This is a genomic window from Holtiella tumoricola (genome assembly GCF_027857615.1).
GTDB lineage: Bacteria > Bacillota > Clostridia > Lachnospirales > Cellulosilyticaceae > Holtiella > Holtiella tumoricola.
In genome coordinates this window covers 1-19,615 of sequence record NZ_JAQIFT010000068.1, presented here as the reverse complement: position 1 = coordinate 19,615, position 19,615 = coordinate 1, and the positions used below count along the sequence as shown (strand labels likewise).

The following is a 19,615-nucleotide window of genomic DNA, read 5'->3' as shown; positions in this document are numbered from 1 at the left end:
ATAAAACGAATCAATACTAGAGAAAATAATAAGGAGGAGCAATATGTCTCTTTCAAGACAAGAAAAAATTAGAAATTTTTGTATTATAGCACATATTGACCATGGTAAGAGTACTCTTGCCGACAGAATTATACAAATGACAGGAACCCTTACAGAAAGGGAAATGCAAGCACAAGTTCTAGATAACATGGATCTTGAACGTGAACGTGGGATTACAATTAAGTCTCAAGCAGTAAGACTTGTTTATAAAGCTAACGATGGTGAAGAATATATCTTCAACCTTATAGATACTCCAGGACACGTTGACTTTAATTATGAAGTTTCAAGAAGTTTAGCAGCATGTGAAGGTGCAGTACTTATTGTGGATGCAGCCCAAGGGATAGAAGCTCAAACATTGGCTAATGTTTATTTAGCACTTGATCATAACCTTGAAATTATGCCTGTTATTAATAAAATTGATTTACCAAGTGCAGATCCAGACGCAGTTAAACACCAAATTGAAGATATTATTGGATTAGAAGCACACGATGCACCACTTATTTCAGCTAAAAATGGTATTAATATTGAAGATGTACTTGAACAAATCGTTGCCAAGGTACCACATCCAGTAGGTGATCCAGAAGCACCATTACAAGCACTTATCTTTGATTCATTATATGACCCATACAAAGGGGTTATTATCTTCTGTAGAGTTAAAGAAGGCACTGTGAAAAAAGGCATGAAAATTCGTATGATGGCAACAAAAGCGGAGTTTGATGTTGTAGAAGTAGGTACATTTGGAGCAGGTGTTTTCCGTCCTATGGATGATTTAAAACCAGGTGAAGTAGGATATATTACAGCAAGTATTAAAAATGTAACAGATACAAGCGTAGGAGATACAGTAACAGATGCGCTTCATCCAGCAACTGAAGCATTACCAGGATACAAAAAAGTTAATCCAATGGTATACTGTGGTCTTTATCCAGCAGATGGTGCAAAATACGGTGACCTTCGTGATAGTTTAGAAAAGCTTCAACTTAATGATGCAGCACTTGTATTTGAACCTGAAACTTCAATTGCTTTAGGATTTGGATTTAGATGTGGTTTCTTAGGATTACTCCATATGGAGATTATTCAAGAGCGTCTTGAACGTGAATATAACTTAGATCTTGTTACAACAGCGCCTAACGTTATTTATCACGTTTACAAAACAAATGGTGAAAAGCTTGAGCTTTCTAATCCATCTAACTTACCAGACCCATCTAACATTAAGCATATGGAAGAACCGATGGTAAAAGCACAAGTTATTGTACCTTCAGATTATGTAGGGGCTGTTATGGACCTTTGCCAAGAAAGACGTGGTATTTACCATGGTATGGAATATTTAGAAGCAACGCGCGCAGTACTCACTTATGAGCTCCCGCTTAATGAAATTATTTATGACTTCTTTGATGCACTTAAATCAAGAACACGCGGTTATGCATCATTTGATTATGAACTCTCAGGTTATACAGAATCTAAGCTTGTAAAACTTGATATTCTTGTAAATAAAGAAATGGTGGATGCCCTTTCTCTTATTGTGCATGAATCTAATGCCGTTGAAAAAGGGAGAAAGATTGTAGAAAAACTTAAAAAAGAAATTCCAAAACATTTATTTGAAATTCCTATCCAAGCTGCAATTGGAAATAAAGTTATTGCCAGAGAAACAATTAGTGCGATGCGTAAAGACGTACTTGCTAAATGTTATGGTGGAGATATTTCACGTAAACGTAAACTACTAGAGAAACAAAAAGAAGGTAAGAAACGTATGCGCCAAGTTGGTAACGTAGAAGTACCACAAGCAGCGTTCATGAGCGTTTTAAAATTAGACGAATAGAGGACGACTATGAAAATAGGATTGTATGTACACATACCTTTTTGCCATTCTAAATGCTATTACTGTGACTTTTTATCTTTCCCAAAACGTGAGAAAGAAGAAGAGTATATTACAGCGTTGATAGCAGAGATTGCAAATTACGGTAAAGATTTTGCGGGTGTACACACAATAAAAAGTCTATTTATAGGTGGAGGTACCCCAACGGTACTTTCACCTTTTTTATTAGACAAATTGTGTGAAGCCCTACGTAAGCATTTTATATTAGAAGAAGATGTTGAGTGGACAATAGAGGCTAATCCAGGAACTATATTAGAAGAGCATGCTCATGTATTTAAAAAGCATGGTGTGAATCGTGTAAGCTTAGGACTACAAGCTGCACAAAATAACTTATTAAAGAGTATAGGGCGTATTCATACTTATGAAGAGTGGGAGCAAAGTATTGAAAGGTTGAAAAAGGTAGGGATTACTAATCTGAATACAGATATTATGTTTAGCTTACCAGATCAAACATTAGAAAATTGGAAAGAAACCCTACAAAAAGTGGTTAATCTTGGATTACCACATTTATCAGCCTATTCACTTATCATAGAAGACGGAACTGTATTTGGTGATCGTTATGAACAAGGTACTTTAAAAGAAGTAGAAGAAGAATTAGACAGAAGCTTCTATGAATATGTAAAAGGTTATTTAAAAGAGAAGGGGTATCATCAATACGAACTTTCAAACTGGTCAAAAGCTGGTTATGAATGTGAGCATAATAAAGTTTATTGGAATTGTGAACCCTATTTAGGTATTGGACTAGGTGCCCATAGTTATATGATGCACGAGAGATTTAGTAATACAACAGACTTTAAAGATTATCTAGCTGCACAAGGTGACACAAATAAAATTATTGTTGCAAGAGAAAAGATTACAAAAAAAATGGCTATGGAAGAATTTATGTTTTTAGGATTAAGACTATGTGTAGGAATAAGTACACAAGAATTCCAGCAACGCTTTAAGTATTCAATTTTTGATATCTATGGGAAACAGCTGGATGAATGGATGAAGAAAGGACTATTGGTTCATAATAACGATAGACTTTATTTAACAGAACAAGGTAAAGATATATCCAATCAAATCTTCGCCTCATTCCTATTAGATGAAGAAGTAGAGTAGTGCATATTATATACAAAAAACGTTATCAAATTGTTCAAAATATGTTTAAAGAATCTTATTGACATATCACCTAAAGAGTGATATCTTAAATCTATAGTTAGCACTCAAGTTTAGTGAGTGCTAACAATGCAAAAGGAAGTGATATCATGGATATAAATGAAAGAAAGCGAAAGATTCTTGAAGCCATTGTTCATGATTATATACAAACAGGGGATCCAGTAGGTTCTAGAACCATATCTAAGAAATATGACTTAGGTGTAAGTTCTGCAACGATTCGTAATGATATGGCCGATCTTGAAGATTTAGGCTTAATCATGCAACCACATACTTCCGCTGGGCGTATACCTTCAGACAAGGGCTACAGACTTTATGTAGATAATTTAATGCAGTGTCCTGATATTGCACCTGATGTACAACAATTTATTGCAGAGGTGATCAATAATAAGTTTGACAAGATAGACAAATTATTAGAGGAAACTGCGAAGCTTATTTCGGCAGTTACACACTATGCAACTATTGCTTCCCCACCAACGATTAACCAAACAAAGATTAAACATCTGCAGTTGGTACCCGTAGATGACAGAAGTGTTGCACTCGTTGTTGTAACCGACACAAACATTGTTAGACATTATGTTATTCGTACTAAGAAGTTAATAGATTATTCACTTTGCGGTATCTTAACAAATATTATTAATGAGAGCTTAATTGGTACTTCACTAGATGAACTAAGTGTTGATAAACTACGCATCCTAGAAGAGCGTATGTTTGGCTATAAAGATATCTCAGTTGATTTAATGAATGCCATTATTGATACATTAGAAATGGAAGATGTACCAAACATTTTTACAAGAGGTATGACGAATATTTTAAGCTTCCAAGAGTTTAATGACATTGAAAAGGCTAAAAAACTTCTAGAAGTGCTTGAACAAAAACCATATCTTGTAAAGATGTTAAAAGCTAAACCAACAAAAGAAGTCAGTATTAGTATTGGTGAGGAAAATGGCCTAGAACCTATGAGTGAATGTAGTGTTATTACAACAAGCTATGATATAGGTGAGTATAACTTAGGAACAATAGGTATTATTGGTCCAAAGCGTATGAACTATGGGCAGGTTGTATCATTACTTGATCATATTTCTTACCATATTCAAAATATGCTCATTGAAGCAAAAGAGTAGAGAGAGAAAGGATGCTGATTCATGGAAGATAAAGAAATGCAAACATCCACTATGCAAGATGAAACAGTAGAAACAACAAACGAAGAAAATGTAGTTGAAGAAACTACTGGCACTTGTGAAGGGGAAGTTGTAGAAGAAACAGAAGAAAAACCAAAAGCGGATGAAAACTTAGAAAGACTCCAAAGACTAATGGCAGAGTTTGATAACTACCGCAAACGTACAGAAAAAGAAAAACAAAATATTTATGACTTAGCAGTAAGCTCTACACTTACAGAACTTTTAGGTACAGTTGATAATTTAGAACGTGCGCTTAAACAAGAAAGTGAAGATAAATCTTTCTATGAGGGCGTATCTATGATTTATAAACAACTTATAAGTTCACTTGAAAAGTTACATGTAACACCAATTGAAGCAGCAGGTGAAACATTTAATCCAGATTATCATAATGCAGTTTTACACATAGAAGATGATAGTTTAGGTGAAAATATCGTTGCTGAAGAACTTCAAAAAGGTTATTTATATAAAGAAAAAGTTATTCGCTACAGTATGGTAAAAGTAGCTAATTAATCGTAAATAGAAATTAGGAGGAAAGTAAAATGGGTAAAATTATTGGTATTGACTTAGGAACAACAAACTCTTGTGTGGCAGTAATGGAAGGTGGAAAACCAGTTGTTATTGTAAATGCAGACGGAAATAGAACAACACCTTCAGTTGTAGGTTTCACAAAAACAGGTGAAAGACTTGTAGGGGATGTAGCAAAACGTCAAGCAATTACAAATCATGATCGTACAGTAGCATCTATTAAACGCCATATGGGTACTAACCATAGAGTAACAATCGATGGTAAAGATTACTCACCACAAGAAATTTCAGCAATTACACTTCAAAAACTTAAATCAGATGCAGAAAGCTATTTAGGTGAAGCAGTAACAGAAGCTGTTATTACAGTTCCTGCATACTTCTCAGATAGCCAAAGACAAGCAACAAAAGATGCTGGTCGTATTGCAGGTCTTGATGTAAAACGTATCATCAATGAACCAACAGCAGCAGCTTTAGCATATGGTCTTGAAAATGAACAAGAACAAAAAATTATGGTATATGACCTTGGTGGTGGTACATTCGACGTATCTATCATCGAAATCGGTGACGGTGTTATCGAAGTATTAGCAACAAGTGGAGATAACCACTTAGGTGGAGATGACTTCGACCAACGTATTATCAACTACTTAGTAGAAGAATTCAAAAAACAAGAAGGCGAAGACTTATCAGCTGATAAAATGGCTATGCAACGTTTAAAAGAAGCAGCTGAAACAGCTAAAAAAGAACTTTCTTCAAAATCAACAGCGAATATCTTAATTCCATTCATCTGTGCAGCAGGTAAAAACTTAGATGTAACACTTACACGTGCTAAATTTGATGAACTTACAAGTGATCTTGTAGAACGTACAATGGGACCAGTAAGAACAGCACTTAACGATGCAGGTCTTAATGCATCTGAACTTGATAAAGTATTATTAGTAGGTGGTTCAACACGTATTCCAGCTGTTCAAGAAGCTGTTAAACGTATTACAGGAAAAGAACCATTCAAAGGTATTAACCCAGATGAATGTGTTGCAGTTGGAGCAGGTATTCAAGGTGGTAAACTTTCAGGTGAAGCAGGGGTAGGCGATATCCTTCTTCTTGACGTAACACCACTTTCATTAGGTATTGAAACATTAGGTGGGGTAGCGACAGTTCTTATTCCAAGAAATACAACAATCCCAACAAAGAAAAGCCAAGTATTCTCAACAGCAGCAGATAACCAACCAGCAGTTGATATCCATGTTGTTCAAGGTGAAAGACCAATGGCTAACCAAAACAAAACTTTAGGTAACTTCAAATTAGATGGTATTATGCCAGCTCCACGTGGTATTCCACAAATCGAAGTTGGATTTGATATCGATGCTAATGGTATTGTTAAAGTTTCTGCTAAAGACCTTGGTACTGGTAAAGAACAACACATCACAATCACTGCAAGTACAAACTTAAGTGATGATGAAATCAACAAAGCAGTTGCTGAAGCTGAACAATATGCAGCTGAAGATAAAAAACGTAAAGAAGCAATCGATGTGAAAAACGAAGCAGATAGCATGGTATTCCAAACAGAAAAAATGATGAAAGACATGGAAGATAAATTAGAAGCAGCAGATAAAGCAGATGTTGAGGCTAAACTTAATGCATTAAAAGAAATCAACAACCGTGTAAATATCGAAACAATCACAGATGCTGAAGTAAATGAACTTAAAGAAGCTAAAGAAGCTTTAACACAAGCGTTCTACGCAATTTCTGAGAAAATGTACGCACAAGCAGCACCACAAGGTGAACCAGGAATGGATGGAGCAGGTGCTACAAACAATGCAAACGATGATGTAATCGATGCAGACTTCAAAGAAGAATAATAAAAAGTGAACAACCAAGTAGAACGGTCAAAGAGATTTCTCTTTGACTGTTTCTACGTTATGCTTGTATAGAGGCACAACAGTCAGTATAATGGAATATGTTAATGAGATGGGATGGTGATAACCGTGGCAAAAAGAGATTATTATGAAGTGCTTGGTGTACAAAAAGGTGCATCGGACGCAGAAATTAAAAAAGCCTATAGAAAATTAGCAAAGCAATATCATCCGGATACAAATGAAGGAGATAAAGAAGCTGAGGCTAAATTTAAAGAAGCAAGTGAAGCTTATGAAATATTAAGTGACCAAGAAAAAAGAAGTGCCTATGATAGATTTGGACATAGTGCATTTGAACAAGGTGGTGCTGGTGGAGCAGGTGGCTTTGGCGGCGGTTTCGACTTTGATATGGATGATATCTTTGGCAGTGTATTTGGTGATATGTTTGGTGGAGGCGGTAGACGTCGTCCTCGTGGTCCAAGACCAGGTAACGATATCAAACAAACCATTCAAGTTGATTTTGCAGAAGCTGCTTTTGGCGTAGAAAAAGAAATTAAAATTCAAACATCAGAAACTTGTGAAACATGTCATGGGACAAAAGCTAAACCAGGAACAAGTGCTACAACATGTACAAAATGTAATGGTACAGGTCAAGTGCGTGTAACACAACGTACGATTTTAGGTGCGATGCAAAGTGTTCAAACATGTGATGCCTGTCATGGAGAAGGAAAAGTTGTAAGTGACCCTTGCCCAAATTGTCATGGACAGGGTAAAGTAAGAGTAAGTAAAAATATTACAGTAAGCATTCCAGCAGGTATTGACCATGGTCAAACTTTACGTATTCAAGGTAAAGGTGAAGCAGGAGATGTGGGTGCACCAAACGGTGACTTACTTTTAACTGTATATATTAAATCACATGAGCTTTTTGAACGTCGTGGAATGGATGTTTATATGCGTATGCCAATCAGCTTTGCTCAAGCTGCATTAGGGGCAGAACTTTCTATCCCAACATTAGATGGAAACGTGAAGTTTAATATTAGTGAAGGTACACAAACAGGTACAACATTTAGATTACAAGGTAAAGGTATTCCAAGCTTACGTAATAAGAAACAACGTGGTGACCAATATGTTGAAGTCTATGTAGAAGTACCTAAAAATCTTACAACTAAACAAAAAGAGTTATTGAAAGAATTTGCAGATGGTACTGTTGACCATCAGCCTGAACAAATGAATTTTAAGAAAAAACTAGAGAAGTTCTTTGGTAAAAACTAAAGAAGAACAAGTAGGAGGATTACCCAGTGGATTATATTCAAATAGCTATTGAAACAACAAGAGAAGCAGTAGAGGCCATCAGTTATTTTTTAGTAGAGGAAATGTCAGGTGGAGTGGAGATTTGTGATCCACAAGATGTATTAACACAAGATCGTAGCCAAGTACTTTTTGATTTAATTGATGACAGCCTTATCAGTGAGGATATGGACACTGTGGTAGTGAAAGCTTATTTTTCAACTGAAATTAATATAGAAGAAAAAGTAGAAGCGATTAAAGGACATTTAAAACATATTAGTGAGTTTTTAAATGTCGGAACAGGTAAAATGACGTTATTAGATATCCCAGAAGAAAAATGGGCAAATGAATGGAAAAAATACTATAAACCAGTTAAACTGGGTGATCATATTGTTATTAAACCAAAATGGGAAGCATACGATGCACAAGCACAAGATTTAGTAATCGAAATGGATCCAGGTATGGCATTTGGAACAGGAACACATGAAACAACAGCTATGTGTGCAGAGCTTGTGGAAAAATATATGCAACCAAATCAAACAATCGTTGATATTGGAACAGGTAGTGGGATTTTAGGCATCATTGCAGCGAAAATGGGTGCAGAACGTGTTATTGGTGTAGACATCGACCCAGTAGCTGTAAAAGTTGCAAAAGAAAACGTGGAATATAACCACGTAGAAGATAAAATGGAAGTACATGCAGGTAATTTAATAGATGTTGTTAAGCAAAAAGGTAATATTGTTGTATCAAATATTATTGCAGATGTAATTATTATGCTTGCAGAAGAAGTAAATGAAGTAATGGAAGATGATGGACTTTGGATTGCTTCTGGAATCATTGAAATGAGAAAAGAAGATGTTATTGCTGCAATTGAGAAGAACCATTTTGAGATTGTCGAAATCAAACAACAAAGAGAATGGTTAGCGATTGTAAGTAAAAGGAGCAAGTAAAATGCCAAAGTTCTTTGTAAAACCTGCAAATATATTCGAAAAAGAAATTATTATTGATGACGAAAATGTTAATCATATGAAAAATGTGCTCAGATTACAAATGGGCGATGAAATTATAATAAATGATAGACAAGGTCATGACTATAAGTGTATAATAAGTGCAATAGAAAGTAGTAAAATTATAGCTTGTATCAATAGTGTAGTGGATTCATCTAGTGAACCTTCTACTGAAGTCACTCTTTTTCAATCTCTTATTAAAGGGGAAAAGATGGAATGGGTGATTCAAAAGGCTGTTGAAATAGGAGTGACTAGGATTGTACCTCTTTGTACAACACGATGTGTCGTAAAATTAGATAGTCCTAAAAAAATGGCCTCTAAGATTGAAAGATGGAATAAGATAGCAGAATCAGCAGCTAAACAAAGTGGTAGGGGAATTGTACCAGAAGTCATTGCCCCTATGAACTTTAAAGAAGCACTTGCATTTGCTGCTAATAATAAATTATTTACCATCATTCCTTATGAAAAGGAGCATGAAAAGGGTATCAGACAAGTTTTACAAAATACATCATCTACGAGTTTTGGGCTTTATATTGGTCCAGAAGGTGGATTTACAGAAGAGGAAGTTGAAGAAGCAATTCGTAATCATGTTCACTCAGTTAGCTTAGGTAATCGTATTTTACGTAGTGAAACGGCAAGTTTAGTAACACTTACCAATATAATGTACGAAATGGGAGAGATGGGATAATGAGTGAACTCACGTTTTTGGTAGTAGATGATGCTGTATTTATGCGCACAGTACTAAAAAAGATGTTAGTTGAGGCATCTTATACGGTTGTAGGAGAAGCGGGAAATGGTTTAGAGGCCATTGAACTAGCTAAAAAACTTCAACCAGACATGATGACTTTAGATATTACGATGCCTGAGATGGATGGGCTTCAAGCAATTGAAGCTATATTACAAGTAAGTCCAAATACTAAGATTATTATGTGCTCTGCCATGGGACAACAGTCTAGAGTAGTTGAAGCCATTAAAAGAGGTGCTAAGGACTTTATTGTGAAGCCTTTTGAAAAAGCACGAGTTCTTCAAGCGATTGAAAATGTAAAAAATCTTTAAATGGGGGAATACTTCCCCCATTTTTTATGGAATAAAAATGATTTTAACGGAATAAGAGGGAAAAAGGATGAAAGAAGTATACTTAGATAATGCAGCAACAACTAAGCCGTTAGACTTAACCATAGAAGCTGTGTCTACTGTTATGCGTGATTATTATGGAAATCCATCTTCTTTGCATAAAAAGGGCATTGAAGCGGAAAATAAGATAAAAGAATGTACAACTTATTTTGCAAATGTATTAGGTTGTACAGAAGATGAAATATACTATACGTCTGGTGGTACAGAAAGTAATAATTTAGCCATATTAGGAACAGCTTGGGCTTATCATAAAGTAGGTAAAAGAATTCTAACAACAGCAATCGAACATCCTTCTGTTGGAGATGTTTTTAAACATTTAGAAACACAAGGATTTGAAGTATTAGTAATTCCAGTAGATGAAAAAGGCTACATTGGTGAGAAGTTTTTAGAAGAAGCAATTAATGAAGACACGACTTTAGTAAGCATTATGCATGTGAACAATGAGATTGGTACGATACAAGATATTGAACGTATTGGAAAGCTCATTAAAACAAAAAATCCAAAGACATTCTTTCATGTAGATGCTGTACAATCATTTACCAAAGTTCCAATTTCTGTACGCAAAGCTCAAATTGATTTACTTTCTATAAGTGGTCATAAGTTTTATGGCCCTAGAGGTGTAGGCCTTTTCTATAAAAGTAAGAAGGTACGTGTACTCAATCAATTACATGGAGGTGGCCAACAAAAGAACTTACGTTCAGGAACTGAAAATGTTCCAGCTATTTATGGGATGTATGTGGCCGCACGCTATGCAATGGAAAATCAACAAACCCTTCTTGCAAGTTATTTAGAGGCAAAAACTTATTTAGCAGAACATATTCTAGGTGAAATCGAAGAAACTTATTTAAATGGAGATACAATTGATAAAAGTGCACCACATATCTTAAATATTGGTTTTAAGGATGTACGTGCAGAAGTGCTTTTACATGCACTTGAGCAACATCAAATCTATGTATCATCAGGTTCAGCATGTGCTTCAAATAAAGTAGCTAAAAGCGGTACGCTAGCAGCTTTAGGTCTTAAGGATCAAGCATTAGATAGTGCCATTCGTTTTTCCTTTAGTAAGGATATTACAAAAGAAGACCTAGATTATTGTATAGATATACTTAAGAAACAAGTAGCTTTACTTAGAAAATTTACTTTAGGAGGAAAGAAAAGATGACAAATGTTTTCTTAGTCAAATACGGAGAACTTGCCATTAAAGGTAAGAACCGATTTATTTTTGAAAATAGATTAGTAGCAACAATTAGAAAAAATCTTAAACCGATTGGGAAATTTGAGGTTAGAAAAGAACAAGGGCGTATTACAGTAGAACCTGCGGATAATAGTATTGAACCAGAAGTAATTATGGAAAGATTAAGCCGTATCTTTGGTATTATTGGTATTTCATATGGGATTAAAATGAATGAACGTTCTATGGAAGCTATTCAAACTTTAGCAGTAGCGCATATGAAAAAAGAGTTTGAAACAAAAGAACGTTTAACTTTTAAAGTAAATACAAAACGAGCAGATAAACGTTTCCCAGTATCATCTATGGAGGTAAATGCTGAACTTGGTGGCTATTTATTAGATACATTTCCTGAGCAATTAACCGTAGATGTACACAATCCAGATGTACTTTTAAATGTTGAAATTAGAAATGAAACTTATGTTTATGCGGGAACTTACAAAGGTGCAGGTGGTATGCCTTATGGTACAAATGGTCGTGCCACACTTCTTCTTTCAGGTGGTATCGATAGTCCGGTAGCAGGTTGGATGATTGCAAAACGTGGTGTAGAAATTGATGCAGTTTACTTCCATAGCCCACCATACACAAGTGAACGTGCAACACAAAAAGTTATTGACTTAGCAAAAAAAGTAGCGCTTTATACTGGTCAAATGAAAGTACATGTTGTACCGTTTACAGATATCCAAATGGCAATCTATGAAAAATGTCCACATGAACAACTTACAATTATTATGCGTCGTATTATGATGGAAATTGCACAACGCATTGGACGTGAAGGTGGCAGTCAAGCGCTTATTACAGGTGAAAGTATTGGGCAAGTAGCAAGTCAAACAATGCATAGTTTGGTTGTAACAGATGATTCTAGTAGTATGCCAGTATTTAGACCACTTATTGGTTTTGACAAAGAAGAGATTGTTCAAATTGCTAAAAGGATTGATACTTATGAAACTTCTATTTTACCATATGAAGACTGTTGTACAATCTTTGTACCAAAGCATCCTGAGACAAAACCAAAACTTGAGATTATTCAACACTCAGAACTTCAGCTTGCAGATTGTATCGAAGAAATGATTCAAAAAGCAATTGACGATACAGAAGTTGTTACTGTATAAGCAGGTTTCTAAAGATTTTGAGCAAAAAATTAAAAGTCTACTTGAAAAAGTAGACTTTTAATGTATAGTTATCTTTTTTAGATTAAACCACAAATTCTTTTAGGTGCATCATAAGCACACTCGCTGTTTGATCGCTATAAATATCAAGCTTAAGAGGTTTGCTTAAGTCAAGACTGAAAATACCCATTATAGATTTTGCATCAATGACGTACCTACCAGAGGTTAAATCAAAGTCCCCATCATATTTACTGATTAGATTAACAAATTGTTTTACTTTTTCTATTGAGTTTAAACTAATGGTTACAGATGTCATGCTTATTCCTCCTTACAATGTTAATTGTATCATATATGGAATATGGTAGAGTGTCAATATGTAATGAGTGAATCGTAGAATAAGTTTTAAGAGGAGAAAAAAATGAATCAAAATACTGAAAATAAATATATAGCGACGTATACATTAGGGTGACATAAAGTGAAAGTACATATGATGTCGTCTATTCATTGGTATATAATGGATAGACGACTTTTTATTTTATAGTATTTCTCTAGGAAGATCCTTATTTTCTACTAAAGTATAGTAAGTAGCAGTAGAAGCACCACAGCGTACAATAATGCCACGTTCAATAAATTCATTGATAAGCTTTCCAATGGTTACACGACCAAGTGGAACAGCTTCCTCGACATCTTTTCTTGTTACTTGAATTTTTGTCTTTAACAGTTCTAATAGTGTATCTTCATATTTTCTATAGAGTAAATGTTCTCTGGTAGGAATTTGTGTATGTTCTTTGTAAGCAAATTTGTAGGTAATGCCATTAGAAAGTTTTAGAGACATTACTTTTTTATCTTGTACGTGGATTTCTTCCACGATCTTACTAATAAATTCTTTTAACACTTCTATATCAATAAGGTTTAATATTTCACGATAATCAATGCCTATAGTATTTTGTATCTTATCCATAAGGATAAAGTACTGAATATCATCTAACCAGGATAGATCTGCAAGATTATCTTTTGCCTGAGGGATATTAAGAGCTGCTAATTTGGCATTGACTTGTTCAAGATGTTGTTTTAAATCTCTTTGTTTAAAGATAAAGTCTTTTTGGCTCATGCTATCCTCAGAGAAGAGGTATAAGGATTCTAAACGTTCTAATGCTTTCTCATATTTTTTCTTTTCTTTTTCCAGTGATTCCATTTCATCTGTTTGGATAACTTTTGATTCTGTAGCAGTGTCACTATTTAGTTCTAGCTCATCATGTAAACCAGTAGCCATACGTTTAAAGGTGCTTTCAAGTGCAAAGTGATCAATTCCTATAACATCCACAAATGCTTTACCTCTTAAGAGTGTTTTTTCAATGCTCTTTAGAGATAGATTGTTTAAAGTAGAGTGATTAAGTCTAATAAAATTAGCAATGAAGTTAAGGATAAAAGGTAAGAGTGTTACATCACTTATAATATTTTGGCAGCCATTATTATTTTTATAGCATACATATCGGCTAGGTCTATAGCCGTCTTTTTTTCGAGGGCTATCTAATCCAGCCCAAAAGCGAGTGCCACATTTACTACAGTAAACAAGACTAGAGAAGATGTGGGTATGTATGTTTTCTCTTTGATATTGGCTATTCCCATTATAATTATCTTCTAAGATACGTTGAACCTGTTTGAAGGTAGGTTTATCAATAATGCCCTCATGGTTATCTTCAATGATAATCCATTCATCTTCTTTTTTGAGTCTACGTTTTTGATCTTTCATATTATAGCGATAGGTTCCAATGTAAAAAGGATTACGCAAAATATCATTAACCGTTTTTGCTACCCATGTTCCATTACGCTTAGTAGGAATATGATTGGTATTCAGATGCTGAGCAATTTTAGTAGTAGAACGTAGCTTAAGATAGAGGTCATAAATTAATCGCACTGTAGAAGCTTCATTTTCATCTATTACAGGGAATTTAATCTCATCTGACCATTTGTAGCCTAAAGGTACAGTGGCACCATTCCAGAGGCCTTTTTCTGCACGTGAAAGCATAATAGAAGTTACACGTTCAGCAGTAAGCTTTCTTTCAAGCTCTGCAAAGACCAAAATGATTTTAAGCATGGCTTCGCCCATAGCAGAAGAAGTGTCAAATTGCTCATTTTTACTAATAAATGTTACATTGTACTTTTTAAGTTCTTCGTACATGCTAGAGAAATCTAAAAGATTACGAGATACCCTATCTATTTTCCATACAATAAGATGTGTGAACTCACCAGATCTAATTCTAGACATCATAGCTTGATAGGAAGGTCTATCTGTGTTTTTAGCAGAGTACCCAGCATCTTCAAAGATTTGATAGTTGTCATTACCAAGAACGTACTTGCTGTAGTTAATTAATTCTTGGCGCTGAAATGGCAAAGAATCCTTATCTATTTGAAAGTGTGTAGATACACGGATGTATAATGCAGCTTTCATGTTATAACTCCTTTCTAAAATAAAAGAGCCCTATAGGCTCTATCTATACATTAAATATTTTTTGTAAGTTTGAATCATCTTCTAATTCGGTGTGTTGCATATCAATACCTATTATGTAGTTATGCTTTGGACAATCCTCAACAATATGTTTAACTTCATGCACAAAGGTTCTGACCTGTGTTTCGTAATTGATATTCCCATTTAGTATAATATAATAATTTGAATTTTTGCTTAGGAAAACAAACCCATATACACTGGGAGGGAGTACAAAGGCGACCTGTGTTTGTATATTGTAAGCATTCATTACTTCATAAAAAGATATGGTTTCATCTAATAATGAGCGTATCAGTGGCTCATCTAGTAATTGTATTTTATCCATTATTAGCAACTCCTTGCTTATTCTTTTGTACGATTTCGTTTAGTTCGTTTTATCTTCTATAATATCAATAAATTTAATTATTTTCTCTATATCTGAATCTGATAGTGACTTAACACGCTTAAATAGAGTTCTTAGGTTTTTACACTCACCAAGCCTATATGCAAATTGTAGAAGTTCAATATTTTCTATCTGATATCCTGATGGGGGAGTACCTATATACTCTCCATCTCTACCAAGTAAATAATCTATTGATACATTAAAATAATCAGCAATTTTTTGCTTAACATCATCACCAGGTATTCGACTATTTGATTCATACATAGATAAAGTTGAATTACCTATGTTTAATATCTTGGATAGTTCAGACTGAGACAATCCATGATAAAGTCTTAATTCTTTTACTCTAGTGCCTAAAGTCTTACATTGCATGACTATTCAACCCCGGTTTGTTTATCTTCTTCATCTTCAATAGCTTTGATAATTTTAATAATTTTATTGATATCAGAGTCTGAAAGATTTTTAGATTGTTTGAATAGTAATTGCATGCTTTCACGTTCCATAAGTTCTTTTGTAAAATCAGCTAATACTTTATCGTCAGATACAGAATTCAGGATTCTATCAGCATTACGAACATCAGATAAACCTAATAAATAATCAACGCTGCAATTAAAAAACTCACTCATTTTAATCAGCATTGTCTTATTTGGCTCAAGAGCACCACGCTCATACTTAGAGATTGCAGATTTTTGTATGTTTAAAAAATTACCTAGTTCTTCTTGAGATAACCCTTTTTCATTTCTTAGTTCTTTTATCCTAATCATCGGAATTCACCTCTTTCATCTCTATTTTATAGTATCTATTTTAGAAACTATAGTGTAGTTTCCAAAATAGAAATATTTTATTATAAGTTTCTTGACAGGACACATGATGTGATGTAGAATGAAAGTGTCTTAAATGGACACTAGGAGGTGGGAAATGTTTAAGAACTTAAAAAAAACGAGAATTTCTAATGGAATATCGTGCGAAAAAATGGCACAAATTCTTGGGTTAAGTACTAAGTCAGCCTATAGTAAAAAAGAAAATGGGTTTGTAAAGTTTACACTGTTGGAAGCAAAAGAAATTGCTAACTATTTCAATGATACAATTGAACATCTTTTTTTTGAATAAAGGTGTCCAAAATGGAATAAAGAGGTGGAGTAATGAAAAATAAACAAGTAGATTTTGTAAAACGTGAGGCTAGGCGTCAAGAATTAGCTAAAATGGGTATCTACACAGAAGAGCAAGCAAGACAAGCTGTTAAAGAAGCCAGAGAAAGAGGACTCTTTAGAATAGGCTTCTTAACCACACCTCTTAGTGAGGATGTAGATGTAGAAGTACCTAATGATTAGTACATATTTAAACGTATATCAAAAGAAGTTAGGACTAGTATAACTGGAAGTAACTGATAAAAGAAGAGCTGATAGAGTCACATTTTTATTTAGAATGTGACTGGATCAATTACATATAAGGAGGCAAGTAGATGAACAAGGAGTATGGCAATATTTTTAGGCTGGCACGTAAAGAGACTGGGTTAACACAGGAAGTCGCAACAGGGTTATTACTCATTAAGGACAGAACAACACTTGGGAGATATGAAAATGACCAAGTAGTACCAAATGATGATATGGTGTTCCAAATGATGCACGTCTATGGGGCAAAGTGGCTAGGTTATGAATACTTAAGAACTTATACAAAGATAGGTAAAGCAATCTTGCCACCAATCTATAGGCGTAAGGTAGGGCATTTAACTTTGATGTTCAAGAAGGAGTGTGATGATCTAGAAGATATACAACGTGATTTAGTACGTATGGCATATGATGATGAAATCACAGAAGATGAGGAAGAAGATTGGAGGAGTTCAACGAAGGAAATAGAAGAAGTTGTAGGAGCAGGTATGTCCTTGTTACTCACAGAAATAAAAAAGCCCTCACAAGATTGCAGTCTTGTAAGAGCAAATGCTTAGTAAAACTAAATTGGTGACACCAGTATAGCACGTTTTTATATTGGTGTCAAAGGGAGTGAATTAAATAATGACAGTCAGAGAAAAAAGAGCACTTAAAAATAACCTCAACAGATGGTTTGACCAAGCAATGAAAGGGGCTTTAGACGTTTCGGTAGTAGTTGTACTTGGTACAGGCTTTATGATAGGACTTTGGTGCTGTATTTAATAAATATTAAAAGGAGGCTTTGATATGAGGGGGTATATACAATGTCTAAAATGAAGAATTACATACTTGCAAAAGTATCGAATGTAATCCCTTATTACCCAGGCTTAAATGAAATTACAGGTTCTGTAACGGCTAGCATTTTGATGATGCAGCTAGAATATTGGTTTGCAAAGCAAGAAGGTGGGATGTTCTTCAAATTTACAGAGCCTTGTGAACATGACTTATACCGTGAAGGTGATAGTTGGTTAGAAGAACTTAACTTTGGTAAGGAAGAATTTAAAGGTGCATTCAATAGGATTGGCAAGTGCTATAAGAGCAAGAGCCAATTTGTAAATCAAAAGGATGGCAACTTATTTGAAGGTAAATTATATGCATCTTACTATGATCGTCAGAAGCGACTTACATATTATTTTAGAAATAATGACTTTGTAGACAAAATATTAGAAGAGTGGATTTCTAATAAAGAGAGTATTCCCATTTCTAAGAAACGTGAAAAAGCTATTTCTAAGAAACAGGAAATTCCGATTTCTAGCAAACAGGAAAATACAATCTGTGTAGAGGGTAAAAACCAACCTCTGGAAACAGGAAATTCTGATTTACAGAAACAAGAAAACCCGATTTCCACAGATGGGAATTTCCCGTTTCCTCATATATCAGTAGATTACTACAGTAGATTACAACAGAAGACTACAACAAATAAAAATAAACCTGCACAGGTGCAGGAATACATTTTAAATCTTTTTGGTACATATGCAGGACAAGATGTAGAACTTCTTGAAACATTAATTGCTTTTAACGATATGCGTAATGAATTAAAGAATGGGAAGATGACACAAAGAGCAGCTGAGCTCATGTTAAAAGAATTAGATAAGTTAGGTACAGATAGAGTTACTAAGATAGCCATTCTAAATCGTAGCATTCAAAACAACTGGAAAGGAATATTTGAACTTCCACAAGGTTACGCATTACCAGCAATGCAATCCATTCAACTAGATGATGGCACTGTTGTAGAAACTGGACAAGTTGAAAGCAAAAGTGCTTTTGACAAATTACGAGAAAAGTATGGAGAGTAGGTGCAACAATGACAGTTGGAACATTTGAGAGATTAATCAATATACTTGAAAAAGCTTTTATGAACTTTAAGTTTAACATCGAGGACGAAGATCTTGTAGAGGTTTGGTTCAATGAGTTAGCTTACATGGATGATGCTAAAGCAGTTCTTGCAGTAAAAAAAGTGATTGGTACATGTGACTTTGTAACCATAAAGAATATTAAACAAGCTTATGCAGAACTAGACATGCCAGTTCAAATTGACAATGAAGAAGGCTGGGGGCTAGTAGAAAAAGCGATAAGGCTCTATGGGTACATGCGTTCAGATGAAGCAATGAACAGTTTGCCAGTACAAGTACAAAAAGCTATTACATACATGGGAGGGTTCCAATCCATATGTGAGGCAGAGAAAAAAGAAGTCATACGAGGACAGTTTAACAAGGCAATGGCATCTGTGAATATACGTACAAGGTCAGAAGCTACTCTTGGGAATACATTATTTGAACAGATATCATTGTACCAAAACAAGGTAGAACTAGAATCTAAGAATATATTGCAGCTTGAAGAAAATAGACAGATGGCAGAATTAAATGATGAAAAGATTGCTAACAACAAAGAGCATATAGCAAATCTTAGAGATATATTTGCAAAGAGCATAAGCAATAAGACTAGCAGCGTAGGTGTAGGCGCATGAATATGAAATTGGGATGCAGAGAAGAAATAAACAAAGCGTGGTTTTATTACCTCATGGATGGCACTAAGCTAACCAAAGAAGAATGGACAAGCATTGTTAAAAGGCATATCAAAGAGCATGGGAACGAACAGGCTCTAAATAAGATTATGAACACCATCAAGTTATGGAATAAAAAAGATTCCATTGAGGATGTAGCATTGCATGTTTATGCTGCTAAATATTGTGCAGATGTACAGCAAGTAGCAAAGAGAGAACGAGTAAAACCTAAGTTTAAACATGAACTTACAAGAAAAGAAAGTGGGCAATTGATGCTGGGAGGTATCAGCTAATGGGTAAAATCAGAGAGTTTGAACAACTAGATTATGAGACAGGTGAAGTGATTAAGAGATATAGAACTGTCAAAGAGGCATTAGAAGAGCACGGAATAGATAGGGCAAAAATGAGA

23 protein-coding genes are annotated in these 19,615 nt (G+C 34.6%); 18 read left to right on the top strand and 5 right to left on the bottom strand.

From position 1 onward, the window contains the following. Nucleotides 1–43 precede the first annotated feature (43 nt). The 11 genes from lepA (at nt 44) to thiI (ending at nt 12,391) form a co-directional block, all read left to right on the top strand. Entirely contained in the window at nt 44–1,855 is a 1,812-nt protein-coding gene (gene lepA, locus PBV87_RS19335) for a translation elongation factor 4 (RefSeq protein WP_053985287.1), read from the top strand. 9 nt (nt 1,856–1,864) lie between these two features. Continuing rightward, a complete protein-coding gene (gene hemW / locus PBV87_RS19330) occupies nt 1,865–3,013 on the top strand; it encodes a radical SAM family heme chaperone HemW (RefSeq protein WP_271013425.1) in 1,149 nt (382 codons plus the stop codon). Between the two features lie 146 nt (nt 3,014–3,159). Next, on the top strand, nt 3,160–4,191 hold the full coding sequence (hrcA, locus tag PBV87_RS19325) for a heat-inducible transcriptional repressor HrcA (RefSeq protein ID WP_053985285.1): 1,032 nt from the start codon (nt 3,160–3,162) through the stop codon (nt 4,189–4,191). A gap of 21 nt (nt 4,192–4,212) precedes the next feature. Continuing rightward, nucleotides 4,213–4,758 carry a nucleotide exchange factor GrpE gene (gene grpE, locus PBV87_RS19320; protein ID WP_053985284.1) on the top strand — a complete coding sequence of 182 codons (546 nt, stop codon included), beginning with the start codon at nt 4,213–4,215 and terminating at the stop codon, nt 4,756–4,758. Nucleotides 4,759–4,787: 29 nt separating this feature from the next. Continuing rightward, entirely contained in the window at nt 4,788–6,629 is a 1,842-nt protein-coding gene (gene dnaK, locus PBV87_RS19315) for a molecular chaperone DnaK (protein ID WP_053985283.1), read from the top strand. A gap of 114 nt (nt 6,630–6,743) precedes the next feature. Next, nucleotides 6,744–7,895, top strand: coding sequence for a molecular chaperone DnaJ (gene dnaJ / locus PBV87_RS19310; RefSeq protein WP_408633720.1), 1,152 nt, complete (start codon nt 6,744–6,746; stop codon nt 7,893–7,895). Nucleotides 7,896–7,921: 26 nt separating this feature from the next. Further along, complete coding sequence (gene prmA, locus PBV87_RS19305) at nt 7,922–8,860, top strand: 50S ribosomal protein L11 methyltransferase (protein ID WP_271013424.1); 939 nt, start codon at nt 7,922–7,924, stop codon at nt 8,858–8,860. A 1-nt stretch (nt 8,861) separates the two neighbouring features. Continuing rightward, complete coding sequence (locus PBV87_RS19300) at nt 8,862–9,605, top strand: 16S rRNA (uracil(1498)-N(3))-methyltransferase (protein ID WP_271013423.1); 744 nt, start codon at nt 8,862–8,864, stop codon at nt 9,603–9,605. Beyond that, nucleotides 9,605–9,973 carry a response regulator gene (locus PBV87_RS19295; protein WP_053985279.1) on the top strand — a complete coding sequence of 123 codons (369 nt, stop codon included), beginning with the start codon at nt 9,605–9,607 and terminating at the stop codon, nt 9,971–9,973. Before PBV87_RS19300 ends, PBV87_RS19295 begins: the two co-directional genes overlap by 1 nt. 67 nt (nt 9,974–10,040) lie before the next feature. Beyond that, a complete protein-coding gene (locus PBV87_RS19290; protein ID WP_271013422.1) occupies nt 10,041–11,213 on the top strand; it encodes a cysteine desulfurase family protein in 1,173 nt (390 codons plus the stop codon). Beyond that, complete coding sequence (gene thiI, locus PBV87_RS19285) at nt 11,210–12,391, top strand: tRNA uracil 4-sulfurtransferase ThiI (RefSeq protein ID WP_271013421.1); 1,182 nt, start codon at nt 11,210–11,212, stop codon at nt 12,389–12,391. Before PBV87_RS19290 ends, thiI begins: the two co-directional genes overlap by 4 nt. Before the next feature lie 82 nt (nt 12,392–12,473). Here the strand turns inward: thiI and PBV87_RS19280 are convergent, their stop codons facing one another. The 5 genes from PBV87_RS19280 to PBV87_RS19260 form a co-directional block, all read right to left on the bottom strand. Then, the gene (locus tag PBV87_RS19280) at nt 12,474–12,704 is read right to left on the bottom strand and encodes an HPr family phosphocarrier protein (protein WP_053985276.1); all 231 of its coding nucleotides are present in this window, start codon (nt 12,702–12,704) and stop codon (nt 12,474–12,476) included. A 219-nt stretch (nt 12,705–12,923) separates the two neighbouring features. Then, nucleotides 12,924–14,840: a recombinase family protein gene (locus PBV87_RS19275; RefSeq protein WP_271013420.1), complete on the bottom strand. Its 1,917-nt coding sequence runs from the start codon at nt 14,838–14,840 to the stop codon at nt 12,924–12,926. Between the two features lie 43 nt (nt 14,841–14,883). Continuing rightward, nucleotides 14,884–15,219, bottom strand: coding sequence for a hypothetical protein (locus PBV87_RS19270; protein WP_271013419.1), 336 nt, complete (start codon nt 15,217–15,219; stop codon nt 14,884–14,886). A 39-nt stretch (nt 15,220–15,258) separates the two neighbouring features. After that, entirely contained in the window at nt 15,259–15,648 is a 390-nt protein-coding gene (locus PBV87_RS19265) for a helix-turn-helix domain-containing protein (RefSeq protein ID WP_271013418.1), read from the bottom strand. A 2-nt stretch (nt 15,649–15,650) separates the two neighbouring features. After that, nucleotides 15,651–16,040 carry a helix-turn-helix domain-containing protein gene (locus PBV87_RS19260; RefSeq protein ID WP_271013417.1) on the bottom strand — a complete coding sequence of 130 codons (390 nt, stop codon included), beginning with the start codon at nt 16,038–16,040 and terminating at the stop codon, nt 15,651–15,653. A gap of 154 nt (nt 16,041–16,194) precedes the next feature. Between PBV87_RS19260 and PBV87_RS19255 the strand changes: the two genes are divergently transcribed. From PBV87_RS19255 to PBV87_RS19225, 7 genes are all read left to right on the top strand, one after another. After that, nucleotides 16,195–16,386, top strand: coding sequence for a helix-turn-helix transcriptional regulator (locus PBV87_RS19255; protein ID WP_271013416.1), 192 nt, complete (start codon nt 16,195–16,197; stop codon nt 16,384–16,386). A 32-nt stretch (nt 16,387–16,418) separates the two neighbouring features. Continuing rightward, the gene (locus PBV87_RS19250; RefSeq protein WP_271013415.1) at nt 16,419–16,607 is read left to right on the top strand and encodes a hypothetical protein; all 189 of its coding nucleotides are present in this window, start codon (nt 16,419–16,421) and stop codon (nt 16,605–16,607) included. A gap of 131 nt (nt 16,608–16,738) precedes the next feature. Beyond that, nucleotides 16,739–17,221: a helix-turn-helix domain-containing protein gene (locus PBV87_RS19245; RefSeq protein ID WP_271013414.1), complete on the top strand. Its 483-nt coding sequence runs from the start codon at nt 16,739–16,741 to the stop codon at nt 17,219–17,221. A 67-nt stretch (nt 17,222–17,288) separates the two neighbouring features. Next, complete coding sequence (locus PBV87_RS19240; RefSeq protein ID WP_271013413.1) at nt 17,289–17,426, top strand: hypothetical protein; 138 nt, start codon at nt 17,289–17,291, stop codon at nt 17,424–17,426. Nucleotides 17,427–17,467: 41 nt separating this feature from the next. Next, nucleotides 17,468–18,499 (top strand): hypothetical protein, encoded by a 1,032-nt coding sequence (locus PBV87_RS19235; RefSeq protein WP_271013412.1) that lies wholly within the window; start codon nt 17,468–17,470, stop codon nt 18,497–18,499. An 8-nt stretch (nt 18,500–18,507) separates the two neighbouring features. Then, nucleotides 18,508–19,170, top strand: coding sequence for a hypothetical protein (locus PBV87_RS19230; protein WP_271013411.1), 663 nt, complete (start codon nt 18,508–18,510; stop codon nt 19,168–19,170). A gap of 2 nt (nt 19,171–19,172) precedes the next feature. Then, nucleotides 19,173–19,499 (top strand): hypothetical protein, encoded by a 327-nt coding sequence (locus tag PBV87_RS19225; RefSeq protein ID WP_271013410.1) that lies wholly within the window; start codon nt 19,173–19,175, stop codon nt 19,497–19,499. The last annotated feature ends 116 nt before the right edge of the window (nt 19,500–19,615 follow it).

Bases quoted from the DNA above. Each gene is read 5' to 3' on its own strand.
- PBV87_RS19275 (WP_271013420.1), bottom strand. From the start codon at position 14,840: ATGAAAGCTGCATTATACATCCGTGTATCTACACACTTTCAAATAGAT.
- PBV87_RS19295 (WP_053985279.1), top strand. From the start codon at position 9,605: ATGAGTGAACTCACGTTTTTGGTAGTAGATGATGCTGTATTTATGCGC.
- PBV87_RS19255 (WP_271013416.1), top strand. From the start codon at position 16,195: ATGTTTAAGAACTTAAAAAAAACGAGAATTTCTAATGGAATATCGTGC.
- PBV87_RS19265 (WP_271013418.1), bottom strand. From the start codon at position 15,648: ATGCAATGTAAGACTTTAGGCACTAGAGTAAAAGAATTAAGACTTTAT.
- thiI (WP_271013421.1), top strand. From the start codon at position 11,210: ATGACAAATGTTTTCTTAGTCAAATACGGAGAACTTGCCATTAAAGGT.
- PBV87_RS19235 (WP_271013412.1), top strand. From the start codon at position 17,468: ATGTCTAAAATGAAGAATTACATACTTGCAAAAGTATCGAATGTAATC.
- dnaJ (WP_408633720.1), top strand. From the start codon at position 6,744: ATGGTGATAACCGTGGCAAAAAGAGATTATTATGAAGTGCTTGGTGTA.
- hrcA (WP_053985285.1), top strand. From the start codon at position 3,160: ATGGATATAAATGAAAGAAAGCGAAAGATTCTTGAAGCCATTGTTCAT.
- PBV87_RS19230 (WP_271013411.1), top strand. From the start codon at position 18,508: ATGACAGTTGGAACATTTGAGAGATTAATCAATATACTTGAAAAAGCT.
- PBV87_RS19245 (WP_271013414.1), top strand. From the start codon at position 16,739: ATGAACAAGGAGTATGGCAATATTTTTAGGCTGGCACGTAAAGAGACT.
- PBV87_RS19260 (WP_271013417.1), bottom strand. From the start codon at position 16,040: ATGATTAGGATAAAAGAACTAAGAAATGAAAAAGGGTTATCTCAAGAA.
- hemW (WP_271013425.1), top strand. From the start codon at position 1,865: ATGAAAATAGGATTGTATGTACACATACCTTTTTGCCATTCTAAATGC.
- PBV87_RS19240 (WP_271013413.1), top strand. From the start codon at position 17,289: ATGACAGTCAGAGAAAAAAGAGCACTTAAAAATAACCTCAACAGATGG.
- PBV87_RS19280 (WP_053985276.1), bottom strand. From the start codon at position 12,704: ATGACATCTGTAACCATTAGTTTAAACTCAATAGAAAAAGTAAAACAA.
- grpE (WP_053985284.1), top strand. From the start codon at position 4,213: ATGGAAGATAAAGAAATGCAAACATCCACTATGCAAGATGAAACAGTA.
- PBV87_RS19270 (WP_271013419.1), bottom strand. From the start codon at position 15,219: ATGGATAAAATACAATTACTAGATGAGCCACTGATACGCTCATTATTA.
- PBV87_RS19250 (WP_271013415.1), top strand. From the start codon at position 16,419: ATGAAAAATAAACAAGTAGATTTTGTAAAACGTGAGGCTAGGCGTCAA.
- PBV87_RS19300 (WP_271013423.1), top strand. From the start codon at position 8,862: ATGCCAAAGTTCTTTGTAAAACCTGCAAATATATTCGAAAAAGAAATT.
- PBV87_RS19290 (WP_271013422.1), top strand. From the start codon at position 10,041: ATGAAAGAAGTATACTTAGATAATGCAGCAACAACTAAGCCGTTAGAC.
- lepA (WP_053985287.1), top strand. From the start codon at position 44: ATGTCTCTTTCAAGACAAGAAAAAATTAGAAATTTTTGTATTATAGCA.
- dnaK (WP_053985283.1), top strand. From the start codon at position 4,788: ATGGGTAAAATTATTGGTATTGACTTAGGAACAACAAACTCTTGTGTG.
- PBV87_RS19225 (WP_271013410.1), top strand. From the start codon at position 19,173: ATGAAATTGGGATGCAGAGAAGAAATAAACAAAGCGTGGTTTTATTAC.